Source organism: Arthrobacter sp. HS15c (genome assembly GCF_040812005.1).
In the GTDB taxonomy this organism is placed as follows: Bacteria; Actinomycetota; Actinomycetes; order Actinomycetales; family Micrococcaceae; genus Arthrobacter.
Window position 1 is genome coordinate 136,577 of record NZ_JBFOHM010000010.1, and the last position, 21,825, is coordinate 158,401.

General features: G+C 67.0%; 23 protein-coding genes and 1 riboswitch. Of the genes, 12 read left to right on the forward strand and 11 right to left on the reverse strand.

Annotated elements, in window-relative coordinates:
• Positions 1 to 1,473, reverse strand: a complete 1,473-nt coding sequence (cls, locus tag ABV518_RS17515; RefSeq protein WP_367769604.1) for a cardiolipin synthase — start codon at positions 1,471 to 1,473, stop codon at positions 1 to 3.
• Between the two features lie 98 nt (positions 1,474 to 1,571).
• Here cls and ABV518_RS17520 point away from each other — a divergent pair, with 98 nt between their 5' ends.
• Positions 1,572 to 2,504, forward strand: coding sequence for an aminodeoxychorismate lyase (locus ABV518_RS17520; protein ID WP_367769388.1), 933 nt, complete (start codon positions 1,572 to 1,574; stop codon positions 2,502 to 2,504).
• Between the two features lie 14 nt (positions 2,505 to 2,518).
• Here the strand turns inward: ABV518_RS17520 and ABV518_RS17525 are convergent, their stop codons facing one another.
• Entirely contained in the window at positions 2,519 to 2,941 is a 423-nt protein-coding gene (locus tag ABV518_RS17525; protein WP_367769392.1) for a cupin domain-containing protein, read from the reverse strand.
• A gap of 200 nt (positions 2,942 to 3,141) precedes the next feature.
• Here ABV518_RS17525 and ABV518_RS17530 point away from each other — a divergent pair, with 200 nt between their 5' ends.
• Positions 3,142 to 4,182, forward strand: a complete 1,041-nt coding sequence (locus ABV518_RS17530; protein ID WP_367769395.1) for an NAD(P)-dependent alcohol dehydrogenase — start codon at positions 3,142 to 3,144, stop codon at positions 4,180 to 4,182.
• Between the two features lie 30 nt (positions 4,183 to 4,212).
• Here the strand turns inward: ABV518_RS17530 and ABV518_RS17535 are convergent, their stop codons facing one another.
• Complete coding sequence (locus ABV518_RS17535; RefSeq protein WP_367769398.1) at positions 4,213 to 5,790, reverse strand: family 43 glycosylhydrolase; 1,578 nt, start codon at positions 5,788 to 5,790, stop codon at positions 4,213 to 4,215.
• A 179-nt stretch (positions 5,791 to 5,969) separates the two neighbouring features.
• Here ABV518_RS17535 and ABV518_RS17540 point away from each other — a divergent pair, with 179 nt between their 5' ends.
• A complete protein-coding gene (locus ABV518_RS17540; RefSeq protein WP_367769402.1) occupies positions 5,970 to 6,434 on the forward strand; it encodes a pyridoxamine 5'-phosphate oxidase family protein in 465 nt (154 codons plus the stop codon).
• A 41-nt stretch (positions 6,435 to 6,475) separates the two neighbouring features.
• Here the strand turns inward: ABV518_RS17540 and ABV518_RS17545 are convergent, their stop codons facing one another.
• The gene (locus ABV518_RS17545; RefSeq protein ID WP_367769405.1) at positions 6,476 to 7,153 is read right to left on the reverse strand and encodes a TetR/AcrR family transcriptional regulator C-terminal domain-containing protein; all 678 of its coding nucleotides are present in this window, start codon (positions 7,151 to 7,153) and stop codon (positions 6,476 to 6,478) included.
• A gap of 319 nt (positions 7,154 to 7,472) precedes the next feature.
• Between ABV518_RS17545 and ABV518_RS17550 the strand changes: the two genes are divergently transcribed.
• Together ABV518_RS17550 and ABV518_RS17555 are read left to right on the forward strand one after the other, a co-directional pair.
• Positions 7,473 to 7,727 (forward strand): hypothetical protein, encoded by a 255-nt coding sequence (locus tag ABV518_RS17550; RefSeq protein WP_131134577.1) that lies wholly within the window; start codon positions 7,473 to 7,475, stop codon positions 7,725 to 7,727.
• A gap of 5 nt (positions 7,728 to 7,732) precedes the next feature.
• Positions 7,733 to 7,981, forward strand: a complete 249-nt coding sequence (locus ABV518_RS17555) for a hypothetical protein (RefSeq protein ID WP_367769408.1) — start codon at positions 7,733 to 7,735, stop codon at positions 7,979 to 7,981.
• Between the two features lie 161 nt (positions 7,982 to 8,142).
• Here ABV518_RS17555 and ABV518_RS17560 read toward each other — a convergent pair whose 3' ends face one another.
• Both ABV518_RS17560 and ABV518_RS17565 read right to left on the reverse strand, forming a co-directional pair.
• Entirely contained in the window at positions 8,143 to 8,811 is a 669-nt protein-coding gene (locus ABV518_RS17560) for a Rid family hydrolase (RefSeq protein WP_367769411.1), read from the reverse strand.
• Between the two features lie 53 nt (positions 8,812 to 8,864).
• A complete protein-coding gene (locus ABV518_RS17565) occupies positions 8,865 to 10,469 on the reverse strand; it encodes a flavin monoamine oxidase family protein (protein ID WP_367769414.1) in 1,605 nt (534 codons plus the stop codon).
• A 249-nt stretch (positions 10,470 to 10,718) separates the two neighbouring features.
• Between ABV518_RS17565 and ABV518_RS17570 the strand changes: the two genes are divergently transcribed.
• The gene (locus tag ABV518_RS17570) at positions 10,719 to 11,945 is read left to right on the forward strand and encodes an acetyl-CoA C-acyltransferase (RefSeq protein WP_367769417.1); all 1,227 of its coding nucleotides are present in this window, start codon (positions 10,719 to 10,721) and stop codon (positions 11,943 to 11,945) included.
• A gap of 42 nt (positions 11,946 to 11,987) precedes the next feature.
• Here ABV518_RS17570 and opgC read toward each other — a convergent pair whose 3' ends face one another.
• Both opgC and ABV518_RS17580 read right to left on the reverse strand, forming a co-directional pair.
• Positions 11,988 to 14,459 carry an OpgC domain-containing protein gene (gene opgC, locus ABV518_RS17575; RefSeq protein ID WP_367769419.1) on the reverse strand — a complete coding sequence of 824 codons (2,472 nt, stop codon included), beginning with the start codon at positions 14,457 to 14,459 and terminating at the stop codon, positions 11,988 to 11,990.
• Between the two features lie 118 nt (positions 14,460 to 14,577).
• Positions 14,578 to 15,042 (reverse strand): hypothetical protein, encoded by a 465-nt coding sequence (locus tag ABV518_RS17580; protein ID WP_367769422.1) that lies wholly within the window; start codon positions 15,040 to 15,042, stop codon positions 14,578 to 14,580.
• A 145-nt stretch (positions 15,043 to 15,187) separates the two neighbouring features.
• Positions 15,188 to 15,303: riboswitch (SAM riboswitch) on the forward strand.
• 13 nt (positions 15,304 to 15,316) lie between these two features.
• Between ABV518_RS17580 and ABV518_RS17585 the strand changes: the two genes are divergently transcribed.
• From ABV518_RS17585 to ABV518_RS17600, 4 genes are all read left to right on the forward strand, one after another.
• Positions 15,317 to 15,574 (forward strand): DUF1737 domain-containing protein, encoded by a 258-nt coding sequence (locus ABV518_RS17585; RefSeq protein ID WP_367769425.1) that lies wholly within the window; start codon positions 15,317 to 15,319, stop codon positions 15,572 to 15,574.
• Entirely contained in the window at positions 15,571 to 15,981 is a 411-nt protein-coding gene (locus ABV518_RS17590) for a rhodanese-like domain-containing protein (protein WP_367769428.1), read from the forward strand. Before ABV518_RS17585 ends, ABV518_RS17590 begins: the two co-directional genes overlap by 4 nt.
• The gene (locus ABV518_RS17595; protein WP_367769431.1) at positions 15,982 to 17,190 is read left to right on the forward strand and encodes an O-succinylhomoserine sulfhydrylase; all 1,209 of its coding nucleotides are present in this window, start codon (positions 15,982 to 15,984) and stop codon (positions 17,188 to 17,190) included.
• An 87-nt stretch (positions 17,191 to 17,277) separates the two neighbouring features.
• Positions 17,278 to 17,799, forward strand: a complete 522-nt coding sequence (locus ABV518_RS17600; RefSeq protein WP_367769434.1) for an isoprenylcysteine carboxylmethyltransferase family protein — start codon at positions 17,278 to 17,280, stop codon at positions 17,797 to 17,799.
• Here ABV518_RS17600 and ABV518_RS17605 read toward each other — a convergent pair.
• Together ABV518_RS17605 and ABV518_RS17610 are read right to left on the reverse strand one after the other, a co-directional pair.
• The gene (locus tag ABV518_RS17605; protein ID WP_367769436.1) at positions 17,711 to 18,052 is read right to left on the reverse strand and encodes a DUF1905 domain-containing protein; all 342 of its coding nucleotides are present in this window, start codon (positions 18,050 to 18,052) and stop codon (positions 17,711 to 17,713) included. The two genes, ABV518_RS17600 and ABV518_RS17605, sit on opposite strands and share 89 nt — an antisense overlap.
• Positions 18,053 to 18,131: 79 nt before the next feature.
• The gene (locus tag ABV518_RS17610; protein ID WP_367769438.1) at positions 18,132 to 19,034 is read right to left on the reverse strand and encodes a LysR family transcriptional regulator ArgP; all 903 of its coding nucleotides are present in this window, start codon (positions 19,032 to 19,034) and stop codon (positions 18,132 to 18,134) included.
• A gap of 69 nt (positions 19,035 to 19,103) precedes the next feature.
• Between ABV518_RS17610 and ABV518_RS17615 the strand changes: the two genes are divergently transcribed.
• Together ABV518_RS17615 and ABV518_RS17620 are read left to right on the forward strand one after the other, a co-directional pair.
• Entirely contained in the window at positions 19,104 to 19,727 is a 624-nt protein-coding gene (locus ABV518_RS17615) for a LysE/ArgO family amino acid transporter (RefSeq protein ID WP_367769441.1), read from the forward strand.
• 113 nt (positions 19,728 to 19,840) lie between these two features.
• Positions 19,841 to 20,470 carry a hypothetical protein gene (locus ABV518_RS17620; RefSeq protein WP_367769444.1) on the forward strand — a complete coding sequence of 210 codons (630 nt, stop codon included), beginning with the start codon at positions 19,841 to 19,843 and terminating at the stop codon, positions 20,468 to 20,470.
• On the opposite strand, the gene ABV518_RS17625 is transcribed toward ABV518_RS17620, so the two are convergent.
• Positions 20,467 to 21,693 (reverse strand): glutamate--cysteine ligase, encoded by a 1,227-nt coding sequence (locus ABV518_RS17625; RefSeq protein ID WP_367769447.1) that lies wholly within the window; start codon positions 21,691 to 21,693, stop codon positions 20,467 to 20,469. The two genes, ABV518_RS17620 and ABV518_RS17625, sit on opposite strands and share 4 nt — an antisense overlap.
• Between the last annotated feature and the right edge of the window lie 132 nt (positions 21,694 to 21,825).

Sequence of the window (21,825 nt, forward strand, 5' to 3'; positions counted from 1 at the left end):
CTACTGGACCGTCGCGGTCAGCCTGGCAACGTTGTCGATATAGCGGGCAGCGAGCGGCCTGTTCAGCCAGTCCTCGAGCTTGAGTTCGTGGGAAATGTCCCGGTACGTGTTCTCCACCGCACGCATGTCATTGACAATGTCCGCGCCCAGGAGCATCACGGACACTTCCATGTTCAGCGAGAAGGAGCGCATGTCCATGTTGCTAGAGCCGAGGACCGCCACTTCATCGTCAATGGTGAAGTGCTTGGCGTGGAGCACAAACGGGGCCCGGTAGAGGTAGATCTTCACCCCGGCCTCCAGCAGCGCCTCATAGTAGGACTGCTGCGCGTGGTGGACCAGGAACTGGTCGCCCTTCTCCGAGACGAACAGTTCCACATCCACGCCGCGCTGGGCGGCCGTGGTGATGGCATAAAGCAGTGAATCGTCTGGCACAAAGTAGGGGCTGCAGATGGAGATTCGGTGCTGGGCGGAGTAGATCAGGGTGGTGAAGAGACGCAGGTTGTTTTCGGTGATGAACCCCGGGCCGCTGGGAACCACCTGGGCGGTGACCGTGCCAGGGGAGGGATTGGCCGGCAGCTGCAGCTGGTGTTCCAGGGACTCGTCGGTCTCGCTGAGCCAGTCAGTGGCGAAAACAACGTTGAGCGTGGTGACGATGGGACCGCGCAGGCAGGCCATCAGCTCCACCCATTCGCGGCCGGCCTTACGGTGCTTGGGGTTGTTGTAGGAGGGCTCGATCAGGTTCTGCGATCCGGTGAAGGCGAGTTCGCCGTCGATCACCATGATCTTGCGGTGGTTGCGGAGGTCCGGCCGGCGCCATTGGCCATGGATGGGCAGCAGCGGCAGCATGCGCTTCCACTGGATCTTGCCTGATCTCAGCCGCTTGAGCAGGTTGCGGTAGCCCTTGACCCGGAGGGTGCCGATGTGGTCGAACAGCACCCGGACTTCCACGCCGCGCTCAGCAGCCTCTTCCAGCGCGGTGAGCAGGTCGTCGGTGATGTGGTCTGTGCTCATGATGTAGAACTCGGCGTTGACGAACGTTTTCGCCTTGCGCACCGCCTCGGTCATGGCCAGCATCGAGTCCGGATAGCCGGGGATAAGCTCCACCGAGTTGCCGTCCACCATGGGAAGGGAGCCCAACCTGCGGTTCAGCTCACCAGCGGACCTCACCCACTCCGGTCCGGGGTATTCACTTTCGACGTCGGCGAGCGCCGAGATGCCGGACCGCACGCGGGCGTTGACGGTTTCCTGCTGCTGGCGGCGGCGGCTGGACAGCTTGAAGTTACCGAACAGCAGGAACAGGACCAGGCCCACGAACGGGACAAAGAAGATGACCAGCAGCCAGGCCATGGCGGTGGTGGGGCGCCGGTTGCCGGGGATGATGCCCAGGGCTGCTACCCGGATCACGAGGTCGGCGGCGGCGAGCAGCAGGGTCAACCAGCCCGGCACCGTGCCGGCAAGCGAAAACGGCCACAACACTTCGAAAACCCCCGGACTATGTGCACCCTCCGGACGGTTTCCGGCCAAGGCGTTGACCACAGCTTAGCCGCGGGCGGCCGGACTAAGCTGGAGCCATGACTTCTCCTGCTTCCGTGGTGCTCGTTTTCCTGGATCCCGGGTTCCCGGCCGGCCGACTGGCGGATGCCTCGCAGCCGCAGCTGATGGTCACCGACCAGGGGGCCACCCGTGGTGACGGCGTGTTCGAGACAATGCTGGCAGTGGGCGGAACGGTCCGGAAGCTCCAGGCGCACCTGGACCGGCTGGAGGGTTCTGCGGAGGCACTGGACCTGGTGATTCCGAACCAGGACCAGTGGCGTGCGGCCATCGCGACGGGCGTGGCGGACCACCGGGCGCAGCATCCCGCGCCCGCCCCCGCGGAGGACGAGCTGGTGGTCAAGCTCGTAGTCACCCGCGGGGTGGAGGGCGCAGCATCCCCCACGTGCTGGGTCCAGGTTTCCCCGGTGGGCGCTGCCGCCCGCCGCCAGCGCGAGACCGGCATCGACGTCATCCTCCTGGACCGTGGCTACGACAGCGGCGTGGCCGAGCGCGCCCCGTGGCTGCTGATGGGCGCCAAGACCCTGTCCTATGCGGTCAACATGGCAGCGCTCCGGCACGCGCACAAACAGGGCGCCGACGACGTCATCTTCACGTCCTCCGACGGCCGCGTCCTGGAGGGGCCAACGTCCACTGTGCTGCTTGCGCATCTGGAAACGTCCGACGGCGGCGCCCGCCAGGTCAAGCGGCTCATCACGCCGCAACTGGACAGCGGCATCCTTCCCGGGACGTCCCAGGGGGCGCTCTTCACTGCCGCCAAAGCAGCGGGCTGGGAACTCGGCTACGGGCCCCTGGAACCGCAGGACCTCCTGGACGCCGATGCCGTCTGGCTTATTTCCAGCATCCGGCTGCTTGCGCCCGTGAACCACATCGACGGCAAGGAAATCGGCACGCCCGCCATCCAGAAGCAGCTGACATCCGAATTGAACGAGCTGTTCGCCGGGATTAAATAGGCCTGCTTTCCGGGCTAGTTAATCCCGGCGTGCTGCGTTCCGGGGTACTCCGGCCCGGTGACGTGGCTGCCCCACTGGGTCTCCGGGCCTTCCTGCCCCTCGCCCAGCGCCTCCCACATGGCGAGGTGGCTCATAAAGTGCTCCGGTGCCGCGCCGTGCCAATGCCACTCCCCCGGGGGTGTGTAGATCGTGTCGCCGGGCCGGACCTCGATGACCTCGCCGCCGCGGGACTGGACCAGGCCCAGGCCCTCGGTCACGTGCAGGGTCTGTCCGTTGGCATGGGTGTGCCAGGCGGTGTGGGCGCCGGGGCCGAACCGGACCATGTTCACGCGCAGCTGCGAGGGCTCCTCGCCCCGGGCGATGACGTCGAACCAGACGTCACCGGTGAACATTTCGGCGGGTCCCTTGGTGCTGGGGGTTTTGGGTTGGATTTCCAAAATTCTCCTTGGTTGGGCTGTGGACGGTGGTCCACCCTTCAACGCTAGGGCGCCCCGCGTTCCCGTGGGAGGGTCTGTCAGTACCTGTACCAGCAGGGCCTTCCGCGCAGATACAGTAGGGGGTTTGCTGGATAAGTAGCGACACCGCTCCCACATCTTCCACCCAACCAACCGATCCCCTACCCAACTTACGGAGAACCATGCTTACCGCCAATGCCTACGCCGCCCCGTCCGCAACGGGCGACCTCATCCCCACAACCGTCGAACGCCGCGACGTCGGCGCGCATGACGTCCTGATCGAAATCAAGTTTGCCGGCATCTGCCACTCGGACATCCACACCGTCCGCGGCGACTGGGGACCCCAGCAGTACCCGCTCGCCCCAGGCCACGAAATCGCCGGCATCGTCACCGAGGTCGGTTCCGCCGTCACCAGGCACACCGTCGGCGACCGCGTGGGTGTCGGCTGCATGGTCAATTCCTGCCGCGAATGCGTCAACTGCAAGAAGGGCGAGGAGCATTACTGCCTCAACGGCATGACCGGCACGTACGGCGCCGTGGACCGCGACGGCACCATCACACAGGGCGGCTACTCCACCCACGTGGTGGTGACCGAGGACTTCGTCGTCAGCATCCCCGAAGGCATCGAACTCGACGTCGCCGCTCCCTTGCTGTGCGCGGGAATCACCACCTACTCCCCGCTGCGGCACTGGGGTGCGGGTCCCGGGAAGAAGGTCGCCGTCGTCGGACTGGGCGGCCTGGGCCACATGGCCGTCAAGCTCGCACACGCCATGGGCGCCGAGGTCACCGTGCTCTCACAGTCCCTGAAGAAGCAGGAAGACGGGCTGAAGCTGGGCGCGGACCACTTCTACGCCACCAGCGACGAGACCACGTTCCCGGACCTGGCTGGCTCCTTCGACCTGATCATCAACACGGTCAGCGCAGCGATCGATATCAGCGCGTACCTGCAGCTGCTGACCCTCGACGGCGCCCTGGTGAACGTGGGCGCTCCGGCCGAGCCGCTCCCGGTCAACGTCTTCTCGCTGATCATGGGGCGCCGGTCCTTCGCGGGCTCCGCGATCGGCGGCATCCGCGAGACCCAGGAAATGCTCGACTTCTGCGCCGAGCACAACCTGGGCGCCGAGATCGAGGTCATCCCGGCGAGCAAGATCAACGACGCCTACGAGCGTGTCCTGGCGTCAGACGTGCGCTACCGGTTCGTCATCGACGCCTCCACACTTTAACTAGGAGCGTGGCCGGGGAACCTGCGGGCTTTACGCGGGTTCCCCGGCCCGGTAGTCGAAGCGTTCCAGGACGGCGCTGCCATTCCGCACGGACAGGCCCATGACCCGGCCGGTGAACCCTCCGGCCACTTCGCTGGACAGATAGCGGCCGTCCAGCGTGGCCAGGGCGGTCAGCTGCCCGTCCTGTTGGAAGCCCAGCGAGACATCGTCCGGCCCGTAGTTCTTCCCGGGCAGCCCGGCATTGGGCGCTGCACTGCTGACGATCACAAGCTGCACGTCGCCCTCAGCCGGCGCCCCGCCGTCGACGTGCCCGCAGGCGGCCGAACCCAGCTCCTGCTGGAGCGGCCCGATCCGGGCGACGGCGCGGACAGTGGTCCCGTCCGTTTCCACCCCGTACCAGTGCGAGGCATCGACCCGCAGTTCGAACCTGGCCGTGGCACCGTCCCGGGGCCGGACCGACGCGCATCCCGTCCATGCCTCGTCCCTGACACGCGTGGCCAACAACGGCCCAACGTCCCCGTTGCCGCTTCCGCTGATCAGCAGGCCTTCAGCATCCGGTGAAGTGAACGACGCCGGGTCCTCCCCGGGCGCGATCCAGCGCAGGTGCAGCTCCCCTGAGCGGAAATCGTCGGTGAACGAAGTGGGCACGCGGGGCACCTGGTAGTGGTCCTCCTCGAACGCCGGCCAGCCCTGGTCCCACCGGATGCCTGCCAGGAAGGTCTCCCTGCCCAGCACGTGGTAGCCGGGGACGGAGCCGCGGGGGCGCACGCCCAGGTAGACCGCGGCCCATTCTCCCGACGCTGTCTGCACCAAATCAGCGTGGCCGGTGTTCTGGGCTACGGCAGCAGTGCTCCGGTGGCTGAAAATGGGGTTCTGCGGGTGCGGCTCGAAAGGCCCCTCCGGCGCCGCGCTCCGGCTCACCGACACCGCGTGGCCGCGCTCGGTTCCACCCTCGGCCAGCAGCAGGTACCACCAGTCCCCGACGCGGTACAGGTGTGGCCCCTCAGGGAAGGCCAGCCCGGTCCCCTGCCACACCTTCCGGGGCGGTTCGAGCAGTTTGCCGGCCTGCGGATCCAGCCGGGCCTGGACAATGCCGGACCCGTTGTCGGCCGGGCCGAAACCCATCCAGGTCAAGTAGCAGTTTCCGTCGGCGTCCCACGCAAGGTCCGGGTCGATGCCGAGTGTCCCGGGAATCTGCACCGGATCGCTCCACGGACCGGCCGGATTATCTGCCGTCAGCAGCAGGTGTCCGCCGCCGAACTCGCTCATGTTGGTTGTCACGAACCAGAAGGTGCCGTTGTGGTACCGGAGGGTGGAGCCGAAGATGCCGCCGGAGGGCCGCCTGTCGCCGGCTGCGAACTGGGAGCGCCGGGTCAGGATGTTTCCCACCTGCTCCCACGTGACCAGGTCGCGGCTGTGGAACACCGGAGCCCCGGGAAAGTACTCAAAGCTGGAGGTGGCCAGGTAGTAGTCGTCACCGGCGCGGCAGATGGTCGGATCCGGAAAGAATCCGGGGATGACGGGTGCGGTGGAGGCGGGGAAGGAAACGGGGAAGCCCGCAGCCGGAGGAGAAGCCAAAACTGCGTTCTCAAAAACGTCGTCGGTCATGCGCTGTCCACCCTGGATCGGGGCCTGTGGTGAGCCAGCAGGCCGGGAGATTCCACCCTAGGGTCCAGAGCAGCCGCGGGGCACCGGTCTTTTCATTGGCTGAAAGCCTTGGCCATCGACGCCGAGACCACGCACCATCACCCTGTTGGGGTGGCGGGCAGAGCCGTAAGGTGTGATCCATGACCTCAATTGAAGTGCCAGACGACAAGCTGACGTTCGACGAGTGCTGGGAGCTGCTGGCGGATGAAACGCTGGGGCGGATCGCCGTCATCGTGGACGACCATCCGGAGATCTTCCCCGTGAATTTTGTGCTGGACCGGCGGAGCCTCGTGTTCCGCACCTCCGGGGTGACCAAGCTCTGGGCGGCGCTGACGGAGAAACCGGCAGCCCTGGAAGTTGACGGCTATGACCCGCACACCGAAACAGCCTGGAGCGTGGTGGCCCGCGGCGACATCGACGTTATCGAGGACCCGGCCGAAAAGGCCGCTGTGGACGCCCTCAACCTGGAGCCGTGGCACCCCGGAGCCAAGAACCACTACGTCCGGCTCACCCCGCGGGCCCTGACCGGGCGCCGTTTCAAGGTCAACAAGCCGGACGTCTGGAACACAAGGTTGTCCGACCGCCGTCGCGCCTCATTCGAGTAGCGACAGGACGGGCCAACAAGCGTGGCCGGCCGTGCCATCCGTCAGGGTGTTGCGGCGACCGCCCGGTCCAGGTGGGCCTCCAGCCCGGACAGCAGGATGGTGATTCCCTGGTCGAGTTCCGCCTCGCCGTCGTAATCAGCCAATACCGGCGCCAGCGCCCGGAGCCGGGGGAAGTCCTTGGCCGGCAGCCGGTGCAGCCCAAGCCGCAGCAGGGCTTCGTTTTCCTCCGGGTCCACGATGTATTCCTGGAGCTCGTTGAGGATGTGGCCGTAAAGGAAGCCGTAGTACGCCCGGTACACGTGCAGGGCATCCGTGGGGGCGAAGCCGGCGTCGATAAGCAAAGCCAGGATCTGTTCCAGGGGCCGCACGGTACCCAGCGGCCGCATGCCCAGCGGCGTGGACAGCGGCCGTGTCACCAGCAAAGGAATAACGTTGGGGTGGCGGAGTGCCAGGAGCCGCAGGTCGTGGGCGATGCGGCGGAGCTGCGCCTTCCAGTCGGGATCGGCCGGAAAGATGGCCAGCTCATTGAGGACCATTTCCGATACCCCGTCCAGCAGTGCGGCACGGTTCTCTGCGTAGCGGTAGAGGCTCATGGGGTCACGTTCAAGCACCTGCCCCAGCCGGCGCATGGTGAGCGCGTCGAGGCCTTCGTCATCCACGAGTTCCAGTGCTGCGGACAGCACCAATTCCCTGCTGAGCCGTGGTTTTTGGCTGGCCATTTCATATCTCCGACTTCTTCGGGCGGACGTGGCATTCGGTCCAATGTGGTCGGGCCCCCGCCTGGTGGCGGAAAATCAAGACGCTTGCCTAATCTGTAGTCTACGCGTAAAGTCTACATCGTAGAGCAAGTGCTGACACGGGTTTCAGACAAGGGACCGTGTTGCAGGCCAGACAAGCCAGCCAAAGCCACCCTCTCAGCCTGCCCGGCCCCTCATCCAGGCACGAAAACCCCTGAACGCCCGAGTGCACGGCGTTGAGGACTGCGCTGCTGTAGCCGAACGGCGGCACCGAATGCACCCAGCGAAAGAGAAGCCAACCATGGCACATTCGCAGTTCGACACATTCCTCCACGAAGCCACCACCTGCGACCGCGATTCTGATTTCGCGCTCGCCCGCGATCCCCTGTACGGCCTTTACACAAGCTGGTGCTTCATCAACCAGCGGGCGCCCCGCGCCGAGACCACTTTTTGGGCTGCCATGGCCCGCCGGCTTGACCCCGACCACAATGGCCTGCGTATGAAGGGCCCGGCAGCAACCGACTACATCCTGACCAGCTACCCCGGACTGGTCTAAGCCAGATGGCGAAACCATCCTGCACCTACCTGCCCCGCGACTCGCTTCAGCCGCGGGGAGGACGTCCGTGGTGCGCCGCCTGCGACACCGATTCGTACCTCGCGGTGGACTCAGTGGTGGTCCTGGATGCGCGCAGGAATACGCTGGCTGCGGCCGTCAGCTGTTCGCAGTGCCGGGGCTCCCGCGTCCTGGCAACAACCTCGGAACTCATAGCCGCTGTGCTGGCAACGGCGCCACACCTGGCTGCTTCATGAACACGCGCACCACGGTCGCCGCCGCGGCTTAACAGCATCCATCCCGCCGGAATCCGCGGTCCCGAGTAAGCGGGCGCAGGCAACCGGCTGGCTGACAGCACAAGAAGGGCCGGGATCACCCCGGCCCTTCTGCGTTCCATCCCTGGAGTTACCGGAGTGGGCTATTTCCCGGAGGCGGCGGGATACGCCGCGTCAACCTCCACTTCAACCAGCCAGCCGTTCACCGGCAGGTTCTCGATCTCCAGCGCGAACCGCGACGGCCTGGCCGGGTTCACTACAAACGGATCGGCGGGCGGGGCCGTGCCCAGCGAGACCTGGACCGGAGCGCCGTCGGCAAGGCTGGTGTTGGCGAAGTACTGCCGGTACGCGCGGTTCCAGCCGTCAAAGTCGGCCTTCTCAGCACCAGCAGCATTCTGGAGGAAGACGCGCATGGTGATGACGTCGTCGTAATCCAGCCCCGCCTGCGCGAGGTTCTCGCCAATGCGGCGCAGGGCGTTGATGCCCTGCGCCTCGGTCAGGGTCACGCCGGCTGGCAGCACCCCGCCCGGAAAGACCGCCGTATCGATGTACCGCTGCTCGCTGCCGGCAGGCGCTGCCGTATTCAAGGCCGAGGGACCAAGGCCGCTGGTCTTGTAGATGGCAGTGTTCGCCCCGATGGCCACCCCAGAAGCGATCATCGGGTTGTCCTGGCCGGCCGGGAGGTTGGAGACTGTGGTTCCCGGCTTGGGCGAGGTGAGGTCCTGGAAGACTGCCGGCCCGGCAAAGGCGGCGGTGGCAGTGAGGCAGAGGCCGGCCACGCCGGCGGCGATCAGGGAAGTACGGCGGATCATCGGCTTCTTTCTTGGATTCAGGGAATTGCTGGTGTGGTGTTCCTGCCGCGGGCTCAACCGGCCACCGCCGCCGCCACCCGGGTGTGCAGCGCGGTGACAGCCGCGCGGGCAGAGGTCATGGCTCCGTGCTGCCAGGCGATGGCGTGGCTCAGGTGGTCACCGGCGAAGTAGATGTTGCCGGCGGGCTCCAGCAGCTTGGCGTATTTTGCGTCCGTCTGCGACGGCCAGCCAACCCACGCCCCTTCCGAGAACGCGGTGCTTTTCCAGTCAACGGAGAACGATGCCGCAACGTCCTTCCGGTACACGTCACCATGGATCCGCGCGCCCTGGTCGAGGGCGCGGCTGAGCCGCTTTTCCGGCGGCAGCGCCTGGTAGATGCGCGCACTGGCGCCGGTGTTGTAGTAGCCAACCATGGTGCCGCGCTGGCCGTGGAAGCCCGTGGACGGGTACCACATGTTACCCAGGTCGATGTTGGTGTTGGTGATTCCGCCGTAGATGCGGTGGTCCTCTTCCCACCACCGGCGCGAGTACTCGATGCCGATCTTGCCGGCGTCGCTGGGGGTGGCGAACTTCAGGGCGTCGATAACGTCGGCGGGCAGGTTGCCGGGGATCTTGGCGGCAAGGTGCGGGGGCAGGGTGCAGACCGCGAAATCGGCCTGCAGGGTCTTGGTCTGGCCGCCCGGATTGGTGTAGTCCACCGAAACGCCCGCGGCAGTGTTGTTCAGCGACTGGACCTTGGCGCCGTAGACAATCTTGTCCTTCCCGATGGCGGCTTCGAAGGCATAAGGGATCCGGTCCATGCCGCCCACCGGCTGGAACATCATCATGGCCTGGTCCCAGCCAAATTCGAACGAGAAGTAGTTGCCCACGCCGCTGGCGAACACGTCAGACAGGGCATCGGGCGCCAAAGGTGTGCCCGCCTCCAGGCCCGCGCCCGGTGCGACGGAGTAGCCCTTCCTGCCGCTGCCCGAGTACTTGAAGCTGGCAGCGGCATCGCCCGGGACCTTGGCGCCGATGGCGCCGAAGTTGCCCAGGAAGGAGATGAGGTTTTCCTTGTCCGCCGGGCTCAGGTAGCTGTCCAGGGAGCCCTGGTCGGTGGCCTTCGCCAGCAGTTCTGACACATATCCGTAGACGTCCGCCTTGGCCGCGCGGTGCCGGACCGGCGTGTTGGACAGTTTGGTGCTGCCTTCGCGGAACAGGTAGCCGTCGGCGTTCTGGTTGGTGAAGGGCTCGATGGCGACGCCGAGTTCCTTGCAGTAATCCAGCGTGATGTGGTGCTGCGGTATCCGGCCGGGCCCGGCATTCATGTACTGGTCCTTGGAGAACGTGGCCCGCTGGGTGATCCCGTTGAGGTCCGTCTCCTCGGTGCCGCCGCGGACCGTCCAGTTGCGCCCGCCCGGCCGCATCCGGGCTTCCAGGATGGTCACCTTGTAGCCCGCCTTGCCCAGCTCATAGGCTGTGGTGAGCCCCGCAATGCCGCCACCGAGCACCACCACGGACTTCCCTGCCCCGTTCAGGTCGCCTGCCCGCGGCGCGGCAAACGCCGGGGTCGCAGAATCCGGCGCAAGGCCCATGGCCTCCATGGTCTGGTACATAACACCTGCGCCACCCACCATGCCCACGTAGCGGAGAAAATTCCTGCGAGTCGCACTTGCCATATTGTTTTCCCTTTTCTGTCAGACGTTACGAAAGGGAGCGTATTGAGTGAATGTTTCGTCAAATGGCGTGACAATTTCGTGGCCGTACCGTTCATATTTCGGTAAAGTAAACAGGCTTTACGCTGGGTAAACCCGAAGCCTGTACCCCGTTCCACGCTCCCGGCGCCCGTGGCATGCTGGAGGAAACGGCAACCGGACGTGCACTCAAGGGTCCGGCACACCACACCGCCACCACCGAAAGGCAGCATCATGGGCAACGACGCCACGGCCAACATTTCCCCGGCCAGCGGGGACCGCACCGCCGTCATCCTCGGTGGGGCCCGGACGCCGTTCGGCCGGTTCCGCGGCAGCCTCGCCTCCCTGACCAGCAGTGAACTGGGCGCGCACGCGATCCGCCATGCCCTGGAACGCAGCGGTGTGGCGCCGGACCAGGTGCAGGCCGTGATCGTGGGGCAGGTCATCCAGGCGGGAGCCGGCCAGGGACCGGCGCGGCAGGCCAGCCTCGCGGCTGGCATCGGCTGGGATGTCCCCACCGTGACCATCAACAAGCTGTGCCTCTCGGGGCTGACCGCCGTGATTGACGCGGCCCGGATGATCCGTGCCGGCGAAGCGGACTTCATCGTGGCCGCTGGCCAGGAGTCCATGACCAACGCCCCGCACCTGCTGCCGCGGCTGCGTTCCGGCGTGGCAATCGGCGATGCACCCCTGCTGGATTCGCTGAACCATGACGGGCTGCAGGATCCGGTATCCGGGGTCCTGATGGGTGCCGCCACGGATGCGGGCAACGCGGAGCGGGGCATCAGCCGGGCGGAACAGGACCAGGTGGCTGCCCGGTCGCACCAGCGCGCCGAAGCAGCCCGTGACGCTGGGCTGCTGGCTGAGGAGATCGCTCCCCTTGAGATTCCCCAGCGCCGCGGTCCGGCACTGACCGTGGACGCTGATGAGGGGATCAGGCCGGGCACGACGGCGGAGGCACTGGCGGCGCTGAAGCCTGCCTTCTCCACGTCGGACTCAGCCACCATCACCGCGGGTTCCGCCTCTCCCCTCTCCGACGGCGCAGCCGCCGTCGTGGTGGCCAGCAAGGCAGCCGCCGAGCGCGCGGGGCTGGGCTGGATTGCCGAGATCTGCAGCCACGGCCAGACGGCCGGGCCGGACGGTTCGCTGCATTCCCAGCCGTCCCGCGCCATCGAAAAAGCCCTCCGTGCGGAAGGGATTTCCGTGGCGGACCTGGACCTCGTCGAAATCAATGAGGCTTTCGCCTCGGTGATCGTCCAGTCTGCCCGGGACCTCGGCATTTCAGCCGGGAAGATCAACGCCGAGGGCGGGGCCATCGCACTGGGCCACCCGGTGGGGGCCTCCGGCGCGCGGCTGGTGCTGCACCAGGCCCTGGCGCTTAAACGGCGCGGCGGCGGTACCGGCGTCGTCGCGCTGTGCGGCGGCGGCGGCCAGGGCGAAGCCCTGATCCTCAAGGCCTGACGGCTGCTGCCCGGGTGGCATGCCGGGCTTAGACCGCGCGGCTCAGGTGGGGATAATCCCGAACAGGACGCGCTTTTTCACCATCAGCCACAGGACCCCCAGAACCACGGCGTAGGCTGCAGTGTTGATGAGGATGTCGCCCTGCCGCAGCAGCGGAATGTTCGCGATGACGGCGATCAGCACCACGTGCAGGATAAAGACGTACAGCGTGGCCTGCCCCAGGGGGATGAGGAACCAGCCCAAGGCCCGCTCCAGGGGCTTCCAGTAGGCGCTAAGCAAGGCGTACGCGGTGACCACCAGCACCAGCACATTGAGCAGGCGGCCCGGGTCGAGGTAGGTCCGGCCGAAGAAGGTGTCGTACATGGCCCGGTAGGCGGTGTCCGGGATGACGGCCAGGCGCAGGTCATACCCGTTGGCCAGGTAGGGGTTGCACCAGGACAGGAAGGTAAACGCCACCGCCAGCACCGTGCAGGCAGCCACCACCCAGGCGTGCGCGGACAGCCACGCGGCGATCCGGTGGCGGTGGAAGCCTGCTACCAGGCCGATGACAAAAAGCACCTGCCACACCAGCAGCGGGAACGAGTCCTCGAATTGGGAGGGCAGCAGCCGGAACCGGGTGGCCGCACCCACGGCGTAGAGGCCGAGCGTGGCCGCAAGAACCCACACGGCCTTGCCCCGGTTGAGTGCTGCGAGGATCATCGGGCTGGCAAGCAGCAGGACCACGTAGAGGCCCATGACGTTGAACTGCCACGGGCCGAACTGCAGCAGCACGATGGCGGGCAGGACCTGGGCGGGAACCGGGAACTGCAGCAGCGTCTCCATTCCGGCGTACAGGTCATAGGTCCGGCCCACGGCGTTGTGCCCGGCGCCGCCCGTCCCCTGGTCCACGTACGTGGTCAGGGCATCGGTCTGGAAAAACGGCAGCAGCGACATCACGAAGACGCCTACCAGCACTGCCAGGGCCGTCAGATAGAGCTTGCCCGCCCGCCGGGACGTCAGGTCCACCACCTTGCCGAAATCGTCCTTGACCCGGGGGCCGTAGACCATGCCCACCACCAGGCCGGAGAACAGGACAAACAGCTCCGCCCCGGACACAAACCCGACGGCCTCCTGGGTGAGCAGCTGGAACAGGGAGGTCATGCCGAGATGGTTGACCACCACAAACACGATGGCGAGCCCCCGCAGGAAGTCAATGCGGGAGTCGCGTTTGGTTGGTTCGCCGTATCCCCAGGCGGCCACCGCGCCTACGCGCCGCGGGAGTTGCCACAGCGCGACCAGGAGGATGGCCATGGCGGCGGCCACAGTCCACGCAGCGGCTCCGGTCAGGGAATTGGCCCTGGTGGCCTGCTGGCCCCCGCTGGTGACCGTCACCGGCCCGGTGGTCAGCCCGGATTGCGCCAGAGCCGCGCGCGCGGCCCCAGCTGTCCCGGCGTCGCCGGTCAGCCGCCAGTCGATGCTGGCCACACCGGTGTCGCGGGTGCTGGTCCGTTCGTCCCACACGACGGCGGCGATCCGGTCAAAACGCGTGGAGGTGCTTGCTTGGAGGGCCTGCGCCCACCAGGAAGTTTTGATGTCCCGGTTCCCGGCGCCACCGGAGGCCGGGCTGTAGAAGGCCGAGGTCTGCAGGACCAGAGGCTTGTTCCGGTCAACGACATAGGAGGCGTAGAAATCCTCGCTGCCGGAGCGCGTGAGCATCGTGGCCAGCTCACCCGCCACGGGAAGGGTGTTGACCGCGGATTTGCCGCCGGTGTCATCGTGATACGCGGTAAACCCCACCCATTCCACGGCGTCGTTGCCGGGATAATAGGGCGCATAGGCCGCATCTGAGCCGTTCCAGGTCCCGTCACCGTTCGTGTCCAGGGCGGCGAAGCCCTCGGATCCCGGAGCCGGGGCACTCCGGTGGCGCTCGAAAGGGTAGTCCCGCCCGAGGTATGGCTGCCACACCATGACCGTGCCGGCGTCGTCAGCGGCTTTGAACCCTGCGGCGACGTTCCGGAACGCCGCCTTGTAAGCGGGCGGCTGCTGCCCCCATTCCACCCAGCTCGAGTTCATGTCCGGCGCGAACCGGATCAGGAGCTGGCCCTGGAAGCCGGCGGCCAGCGCCTGGACCTTGGTGGCGAACGCCGCGGCGGCCGCGGCGTCCACCTGCGCCAGCGCAGCGGATGGGCGCACCGTGAGCATGGCGTGGGAGCCCAGGGCAGACGCCTGGCCAAGGAACTCCCGGACATCATTTTCCTCGGCGGAGCGGACGGGGAGTGAAATATCGTGCCCGAGCAGCGCGGGTGAGGCGCCCAACCGTTCGGCGAAGCCCTCGGCCGAATCCTCGCCCCACTCCAGCACAGCTCCAAGGAGCGGCTTGCCGTTCCCCGGGACAGGCTCGGCAGCGCTGGCAGTGCCCGCGGGGAGTACGGTCAGAAGCAGAAGCAGGGCCGCCAGCAGCGCTGCCGGCAACGGACGAAGACGGGCCGCGGCCGCGGGTTTCATCACGGGCCGGAAGGCGGTGGCAGTTGGCATGCTGGTGTTGACCCCCCAAGGACGGCTGCGCTTCGGCATTTGGTGGCCGGTGCCCCAACAAACTCTAATCGGTTTCCGCGTCCTATCCGGGATCGCCCCGTCCGGGCATCGCCCCTGTTCAGCCCCCGGTACTACCCACGATCACCAGCGGCACCCTGCGTTCGGCACACGAGACCAGGACGAGGGTCTGGGGGCCAGCGCCGGCCCGGTTGTTGACTCCGGTGTCGTCGCACCAGTCCAGGTTGTACGGGTACGCCATCACGGCGGCCTCTCCGGGAGCCGCCGCAGGCGGGACGGTGAACAGAAGGGTGAAGCCGCCGTCGTCGGTCATGGGAGCGAGCTCCTCCAGCATCACCGCCCGGTTCGCATCCCGGACCGTCACCTGGACCTGCGCGTCCCGGCCGTAGCGGGCACCGCAGGTGGTGTCCGGCGCGCTGACCGTGGCCTGGTCACCGGGCTTAACCTCCGACGGCGTTACGGTGTACGCCGGCGGCATGCACGGCGGCGGCGCGAGGATGTCCCGGCAACCGCCCAGACCCAGGGCTACTGTGGCCACCGCGAGGATGGCCGCGGCTGTTCTCACCCGCGCAAATGCAGCCGGTCCCCGCCGAGATATCCCCATGGATTGATTGTCCCGGCCGGCTGCCGGCGGTGGAAGCACGTGTTGGTTACGGAACATGACGACGGCGGCGGTGCGGCCGGGCGGGCCAAGTGTTACGTTTTTGGGGAGTAATGAGAACCGGCGCCAAGCCCTGACTGGCCGGTCGGCAACCCTCCCTTTCGCGGCGGGGTGCCTCAGGTGAATACTCGGCATATCGACCGATTCGAGCTGCAAGCGTGAGAGAAGGAGATCCGTCGTGTCTGACGCACCTGCCCCTGAAGAAAGACTGTCGTACCGGCTTATTACAGGCCCGGACGACCGTAATTTTTGTGAGCGGATTTCCACCGCCCTGGCCGAAGGTTATGTCCTTCACGGAAGCCCGGCCGCAACGTCCAACGGCGGCCAGGTGATTGTGGCGCAGGCACTCATCCTCCCTGCAGCCATCGCCAGCGCGGACGCCGCCGTCGCCACAGCAGTAGAAGACCTTGAGTTCGACGGCGAGGGCCACGCGTGAGCTACGCCGGAGACCTGACCCCGCAGGAAGCCTGGGCCAAGCTGGAGCAGGGCGCCATCCTGGTGGATGTCCGCACGGAGGGTGAGTGGGCGCACATCGGCATCCCGGACACCAAGGCCACCGAGAACGATCCCCTGTTCATCCAGTGGACGTTCCCCGGCGGCATTCCCAACCCGGATTTCATCACGGATCTCACGCAGCAGGCGCCGGAGGACAACGGCACCGAACTGCTGTTCATCTGCCGCTCCGGGCAGCGTTCCATCGCCGCCGCCAATGCTGCGACGCGGGCCGGCTTCACGTCCTACAACGTCCTGGAGGGCTTCGAAGGCGAGCCGGACCGCTATGGCGAGCGCACCGTCAACGGCTGGAAGAACCGCGGCCTGCCAACCAACCTGGGAAAGAACTAAGTGACTTTTAACGACGATGCCGCCGGCTGGAGCCCTGACACCCAGGCAGTCCGCGGCGGGCTGGACCGCACCAACTTCCAGGAGACCACCGAGCCGGTGTTCCTGAACTCCGGGTTCGTCTACGAATCCGCTGCCGCTGCCGAGCGCGCCTTCACCGGCGAGGACGAGCGCTTCGTCTACTCCCGGTACGGTAACCCCTCCGTGGCCACGTTCCAGGAACGCCTCCGGCTGCTCGAGGGAACCGAGGCGTGCTTCGCGACGGCGTCCGGCATGTCCGCCGTGTTCACTGCCCTCGGTGCCCTGCTCGCCGCCGGTGACCGCGTGGTTGCGGCCCGTTCACTGTTCGGTTCCTGCTTTGTGATCCTGAACGAGATCCTGCCGCGCTGGGGCGTGGAGACCGTGTTCGTCGACGGAACTGACCTGGAGCAGTGGCGCGCCGCCCTGTCGGAGCCCACCACCGCGGTGTTCTTCGAGTCGCCGTCCAACCCGATGCAGGAAATCGTTGACATCGCCGCGGTCAGCGAACTGGCGCACGCCGCCGGCGCCACCGTCGTCGTCGACAATGTCTTTGCCACTCCCCTGCTGCAGCGCTGCGGCCAGCTCGGCGCGGACGTGATTGTCTACTCCGGCACCAAGCACATCGACGGCCAGGGCCGGGTTATGGGCGGGGCCATCCTGGGCACGAAGGAATTCATCGACGGCCCGGTTAAGCAGCTGATGCGCCACACCGGTCCTTCGCTGTCCGCCTTCAACGCCTGGGTGCTCACCAAGGGCCTGGAAACCATGGCGCTGCGCGTCAACCACTCCTCCGCCACCGCACTGCGGCTGGCCGAATGGCTCGAACAGCAGCCTGCCGTCAGCTGGGTCAAGTACCCGCTGCTGAAATCGCATCCGCAGTACGAGCTCGCCGCCAAGCAGATGAAGGCCGGCGGCACCGTCCTCACGCTGGAGCTTGCGACGACGGCCGGGCGCTCCGGCAAGGACGCCGCCTTTGCGTTGCTGGACGCGCTGCGCATCATCGACATCTCCAACAACCTGGGCGACGCCAAGTCCCTCATCACCCACCCGGCAACCACCACGCACCGCGCCATGGGTCCCGAAGGCCGCGCCGCCATCGGGCTCAGTGACGGCGTGGTACGGCTGTCCGTGGGCCTCGAGGACGCGGACGACCTCATCCGCGACCTGGAGCAGGCGCTCAAGCAGATCTGACTTGGCGCGAACTGGCAGATAATGACCTATAACTCGCGTTTTGAGGTGATTATCTGCATGTTCGCGCATGGGTTGGGCGGTGATCGGATGACATCACGCCGGGAGTGGAGCAGGCTGCTTTCAAATTTCCCGCTGCCGGAGCAGAACCTGGCGGGAATCGCCGCCGGCATGGTCCTCCAGCGCGTGCAGCCACACCGGCTCGTGCAGTCGTCCGGCCTGCCGGTGGCTGCCCTGCGCCTGGCCGGCGGGGCATCGCTGGCTGCCGGAGGAACACTCATCACGTGGGCGTGGCTCGCCGCCCGGGACACACGCCTGGCCCGGCCCGAAACCCTGGTGACTTCGGGCCCCTATGGCCGCTCGCGGAACCCCATGTACGTCGGGTGGGCGTTGGTTCACCTGGGTGTGGGGCTGCTGCGGAATGATGCGTGGACGACGGCGGCCCTTCCGGTCGCGTCCGCCGCGGTGCACCGTGAAGTACTCCGGGAGGAGGCTCTGCTGGAGGCAACGTTCCCGGCGGAGTTCAGCCGGTACCGTCAGTCCGTGCCCCGGTATGTGCCCCATCGTCATGCTGGATTTCCAGCCGCACTGCCACTTCGTCGCCGGCGCTGATGCGGGCCGCGGCCCTGACAGCCTTCTTGACGGGCAACAGGTAGGAGGCGCTTTTGCTGTCCGGAAAGACCGACGTCTGCCACGTATGGCCGGCGATTTCGGCGGTGACTTTGATCGAGCCGAAGCCCTTCCGGAACGCTGCCGTTTCCTCGCGGAGATCGTCGGCCACATCCGCCGGGAGCGTCAGGAAGTGCCAGCCCGCTTCTTCGGGGTAGAGCCACAATTCGGCGCGGAAGGAGTACGACGACGTCACGGCCTGAGTATGGCATGGCGCCTTTGGCGCCGCATCCCCGCGGTGGCCGGGCCAGGCGCGGCAGGTCAGGCGCGGGAGGTCAGGCTCCAGGCTGGCGGAGGTGACGGGACGCCGTCTGACGTACCGCAGCGGAGAGCTGGTTGAGCAGCGGGGAATCAATCTTCCACCGTTGCCAGAACAGCGACACGTCCACAGGATCGGCCGGTGCCAGCCCCACGAGCGCCCCGCTCCGGATGTCGGCCAGGCACTGCTGCTCCGGCAACAGGCCCCACCCCAGTCCCAGGCGGATGGCCTGGGCGAACTCGGCCGACGACGGGACGTAGTGCCGCGGCGCGGTCAGTTCCGCGCCGGTCAGTTCGCGGAAAAATCCGCCCTGCAGGTCGTCCTTGCGGTCAAAATCCATGACGGGGGCACGGCTGCCGGCAGTGAGGTCCGGCCCGTCCGGCCACCAGCGGCGGACGTAGCCGGGGCTGGCCACGGCGTAGTACCTCAGGGCACCCAGTGGTTCCACGCTGCAGCCCTGGACGGGCTCAGGGGTCGCCGTCACGGCGGCCATCACCGTTCCGGTGCGCAGGAGCTGCGTGGAGTGCTGTTCATCCTCCCTGCGCAGTTCAAAGTACGCGCCGGCGTCGGTGGGAAGGCTTGCCAGCGCCGGCAGGAACCACGTGGACAGCGAGTCGGCGTTCACCACCAGGGGAATGGGCGCAGTTGGCCCGTCCGCGCCGTCGCCGAGTTCCCGCAAGGCATCCCACTCCAGCTGCCGGACCTGCCGCGCGAACCGCAGGACCGCTTCCCCGGCAGGGGTGGGACGGACGGGGTTGGTGCGCTGCAGCAGGATCTGTCCGGCGGCGTCCTCCATTGCCTTCAACCGCTGGGACACGGCCGACGGCGTGACGATGAGGCTCCGGGCCGCCGCCTCGAACGTGCCTTCATCCACGACGGCGGCGAAGGTCCGCAGCTGCTCAAACTGGAAGGTCTTCATTAGCTTTCCTTAATAGTCATAAGAATATTTAGCTGGAGTAATCTTACGGTCCGCCATACGTTGGAGGATATGGATCTGACGCACTTCCTCGCCCCCACTTTGCTCGGCTTCGGCACGGGGCTGGCGCTCATCGTGGCCATCGGCAGCCAGAACGCCTTTGTGCTCCGGCAGGGCATCCGCGGCGAGCATGTGGCCGCCGTCGTCCTGGTCTGCAGCGTCTCCGATGCGCTGCTGATCGCCGCCGGCATCGCCGGAATCGGGGCACTGGTTGAGGCGAACCCGGTGGTGGTGGGGGTGGCCCGCTACGCCGGCGCGGCGTTCCTGGTGGGTTATGGCGTTATGGCGGCCCGGCGGGCGATCCGCCCGGGGGCGCTGAAGGCCTCGGGACACCAGAAAGCCCTCCGGGCCGGGGCAGCGGTTTCCACGGTGCTTGCCCTGACGTGGCTCAACCCGCACGTTTACCTCGATACAGTGCTGCTGCTCGGGTCGGTGGCCAACCAGCAGTCGAAGGACCTGCGGTGGTGGTTCGGGGCCGGGGCCATTGCCGCCAGCATCGTATGGTTCAGCGCACTCGGGTTCGGCGCACGGATCCTGCGTCCGTTTTTCGCGCGGCCCTCGTCGTGGCGCATCCTCGACGGCCTGATCGCCGTCGTGATGCTGGCACTGGGGCTGCGCCTGGCGGTGGGTGCCTGAGGCTGGAACCTGCCGGCCTCCTGCCCGTTGACCGCGACGGCACTGCGGCGTAACTTCATGGTCACCACCGCGATGGTGCCGGGCCACCGCACCCTCCGGACCGGGAGCCAGCCATGCAGCGAAAACAGGCAATGCAGGGGAACAGGCCGTATCGGAAGGCCGGAGCGGTCATCATTGCGGCGAGTACCTGCTGGGGTGTGGGGATTTCCTTTGTGGGAATGGTGCACGCCACCAAGGACCCGGCCACCAGGCTGGCGATGCTGCAGCGCAGCCGCGGATCCTGGATCGCGGGCCAGTTCCTGGCGGCGGCCGGCACTGCGGCCGTTCCGGTCGGATTCGTCCGGTTCGCGCAGGCCCTCGGGCCCGGCCCCGCGAAAACCATGGCCAGTGGCGCGGCGGCAGCCTTGGTTGCAGGCGCACCGCTGTTCGTCGTTTCCCTCGCGAACCGCGCCTCGGACCTGGAGAGGTTCGCCTACCGGCGGGGCGCCAACTGGCCGTTCCTGACGTATTCGGGACTCCATATCGGCGCCCTTGCGGCGCTTGGGGCGGCCCTCCTGCTGCTGCCGCTGAAGCCGTGGGCCGGCATCACGGCGGTCACTGGCGCCACCGCGTTCGGCGCCATCCTGTCAGGGGCGAAGGACATCCCGCCGTTCGTCTTCTACCTCGTGGAGGGCGCCGTCGGTGCCCAGCTGATGCGCTATGAAGAACCTTCCGCGCCGGAGGAAGAGGACCGGGAAACTTAGGACTGGCGCACCCTCAGCAGTTCGGGGGCCTCATCAACCTCGGGCAGCCCGGAGGTTCCGCGCATCGTGACGCCCACGGCGTGTAAGACCACGGCCCCCAGCCCGCCGTCGTCGGGCGCTGATTTTTCCATGGCCGAGTCACGGACCCGGCGTTGCTCCACCGAGCCTGTGCCGCGGGCAATGATGTCCTCAACGCCCTGCCGGGCCAGGGCCAGTTCGTCCTGTTCGGCGAGGACCGGAGCCAGGTAATCCACCAGGGAACGCGCCACATCCACGGCCGGCGCGGGCCGGAAGGTGCCGAAATCCAGCAGTTCACCGCTCAGGCCGCTGCTGCTCGCCTGCCACGCCGCCATCCGGAGCAGGACTGTGGGCACCGGGGCAGGGTCCACGCCGTCGCGCCATTCCCGGCTTGCCGATTCGACCATCGCCCGCACCAGCACGGCGATCAGGGCGGCGTCCTCGGCGCGCAGGCAGACATCGGCCACCCGGACCTCAACGGTGGGGTGGTTCCGGGACAGCCGGGCGTCGAAGTAGAGCATGCCTTCGTCGAGCATCACGCCGCTGTCCAGCAGGCGCGTCACCACGCGCCGGTAGGCAGAATAGGTGCCGTAAATGCCGGACGGGCCGGACGTGGGCCAGCGGTTCCAGGCCTGCGTGCGGTAACTCTCGAATCCCGTGGGCATCCCGTTCCAGAACGGCGAGTTGGCGCTCAGTGCGGTGAGAACGGCCAGTTTGTCGCGGATCCGGTCCAGCACAGCCACGCCCTCATCCTTCGATTCGATGTAGGTGTGGACGTGGAAACCGCACGTCAGCTGCTCCTGCGCCGTCAGGCCAAACCGCTCCAGCATCCGCGCGTAGCGGGGATCCGGTGTGGTGTGGGTCGTGGAACCAAGCGGAGATGTGGCCAGGGCGGCCACCCTGGCGCCATTCTTGAGCGCCGCCTGGTCGGCGAGCAGCCGCCCGGCCCGGATCTGCGGCAGCAGCTCCGAGTATTCAAGGCAGGGACGGGTCTGCGTCTCGATCTGCTCAAGCTTCAGCTCGGCACTCAAGCCCATCTCGTCGTCGTATGCGGTCTTGGCTCTGGTGTCCAGCGCATGCGGATCCTCCGGGGCGTCATCGGCGGCGAGCCGCCGGCCGGACAGCAGGGCGTCCGCCAGGGCAAGGGGCGCCCCGGTTTCCGGATCAACGATCAGGAGCTCTTCCTCGACGCCGAATGTTCGCATGCTTATATTGTGCTTCAACGCCCGCCGGGTTGGCCGGGGTACTGCCGATCATGACGAAGCGCGAACTGGCAGATTACACCCTCAAATCCGTGTGGAGGGGGCATTATCTGCCAGTTCGCGCCGGGCGGCGGG

Coding starts and splice junctions, on each gene's coding strand:
- ABV518_RS17520 (WP_367769388.1), top strand. CDS start 1,572: ATGACTTCTCCTGCTTCCGTGGTGCTCGTTTTCCTGGATCCCGGGTTC.
- ABV518_RS17530 (WP_367769395.1), top strand. CDS start 3,142: ATGCTTACCGCCAATGCCTACGCCGCCCCGTCCGCAACGGGCGACCTC.
- ABV518_RS17535 (WP_367769398.1), bottom strand. CDS start 5,790: ATGACCGACGACGTTTTTGAGAACGCAGTTTTGGCTTCTCCTCCGGCT.
- ABV518_RS17540 (WP_367769402.1), top strand. CDS start 5,970: ATGACCTCAATTGAAGTGCCAGACGACAAGCTGACGTTCGACGAGTGC.
- ABV518_RS17545 (WP_367769405.1), bottom strand. CDS start 7,153: ATGGCCAGCCAAAAACCACGGCTCAGCAGGGAATTGGTGCTGTCCGCA.
- ABV518_RS17550 (WP_131134577.1), top strand. CDS start 7,473: ATGGCACATTCGCAGTTCGACACATTCCTCCACGAAGCCACCACCTGC.
- ABV518_RS17555 (WP_367769408.1), top strand. CDS start 7,733: ATGGCGAAACCATCCTGCACCTACCTGCCCCGCGACTCGCTTCAGCCG.
- ABV518_RS17560 (WP_367769411.1), bottom strand. CDS start 8,811: ATGATCCGCCGTACTTCCCTGATCGCCGCCGGCGTGGCCGGCCTCTGC.
- ABV518_RS17565 (WP_367769414.1), bottom strand. CDS start 10,469: ATGGCAAGTGCGACTCGCAGGAATTTTCTCCGCTACGTGGGCATGGTG.
- ABV518_RS17570 (WP_367769417.1), top strand. CDS start 10,719: ATGGGCAACGACGCCACGGCCAACATTTCCCCGGCCAGCGGGGACCGC.
- opgC (WP_367769419.1), bottom strand. CDS start 14,459: ATGCCAACTGCCACCGCCTTCCGGCCCGTGATGAAACCCGCGGCCGCG.
- ABV518_RS17600 (WP_367769434.1), top strand. CDS start 17,278: ATGACATCACGCCGGGAGTGGAGCAGGCTGCTTTCAAATTTCCCGCTG.
- ABV518_RS17610 (WP_367769438.1), bottom strand. CDS start 19,034: ATGAAGACCTTCCAGTTTGAGCAGCTGCGGACCTTCGCCGCCGTCGTG.
- ABV518_RS17615 (WP_367769441.1), top strand. CDS start 19,104: ATGGATCTGACGCACTTCCTCGCCCCCACTTTGCTCGGCTTCGGCACG.
- ABV518_RS17620 (WP_367769444.1), top strand. CDS start 19,841: ATGCAGCGAAAACAGGCAATGCAGGGGAACAGGCCGTATCGGAAGGCC.
- ABV518_RS17625 (WP_367769447.1), bottom strand. CDS start 21,693: ATGCGAACATTCGGCGTCGAGGAAGAGCTCCTGATCGTTGATCCGGAA.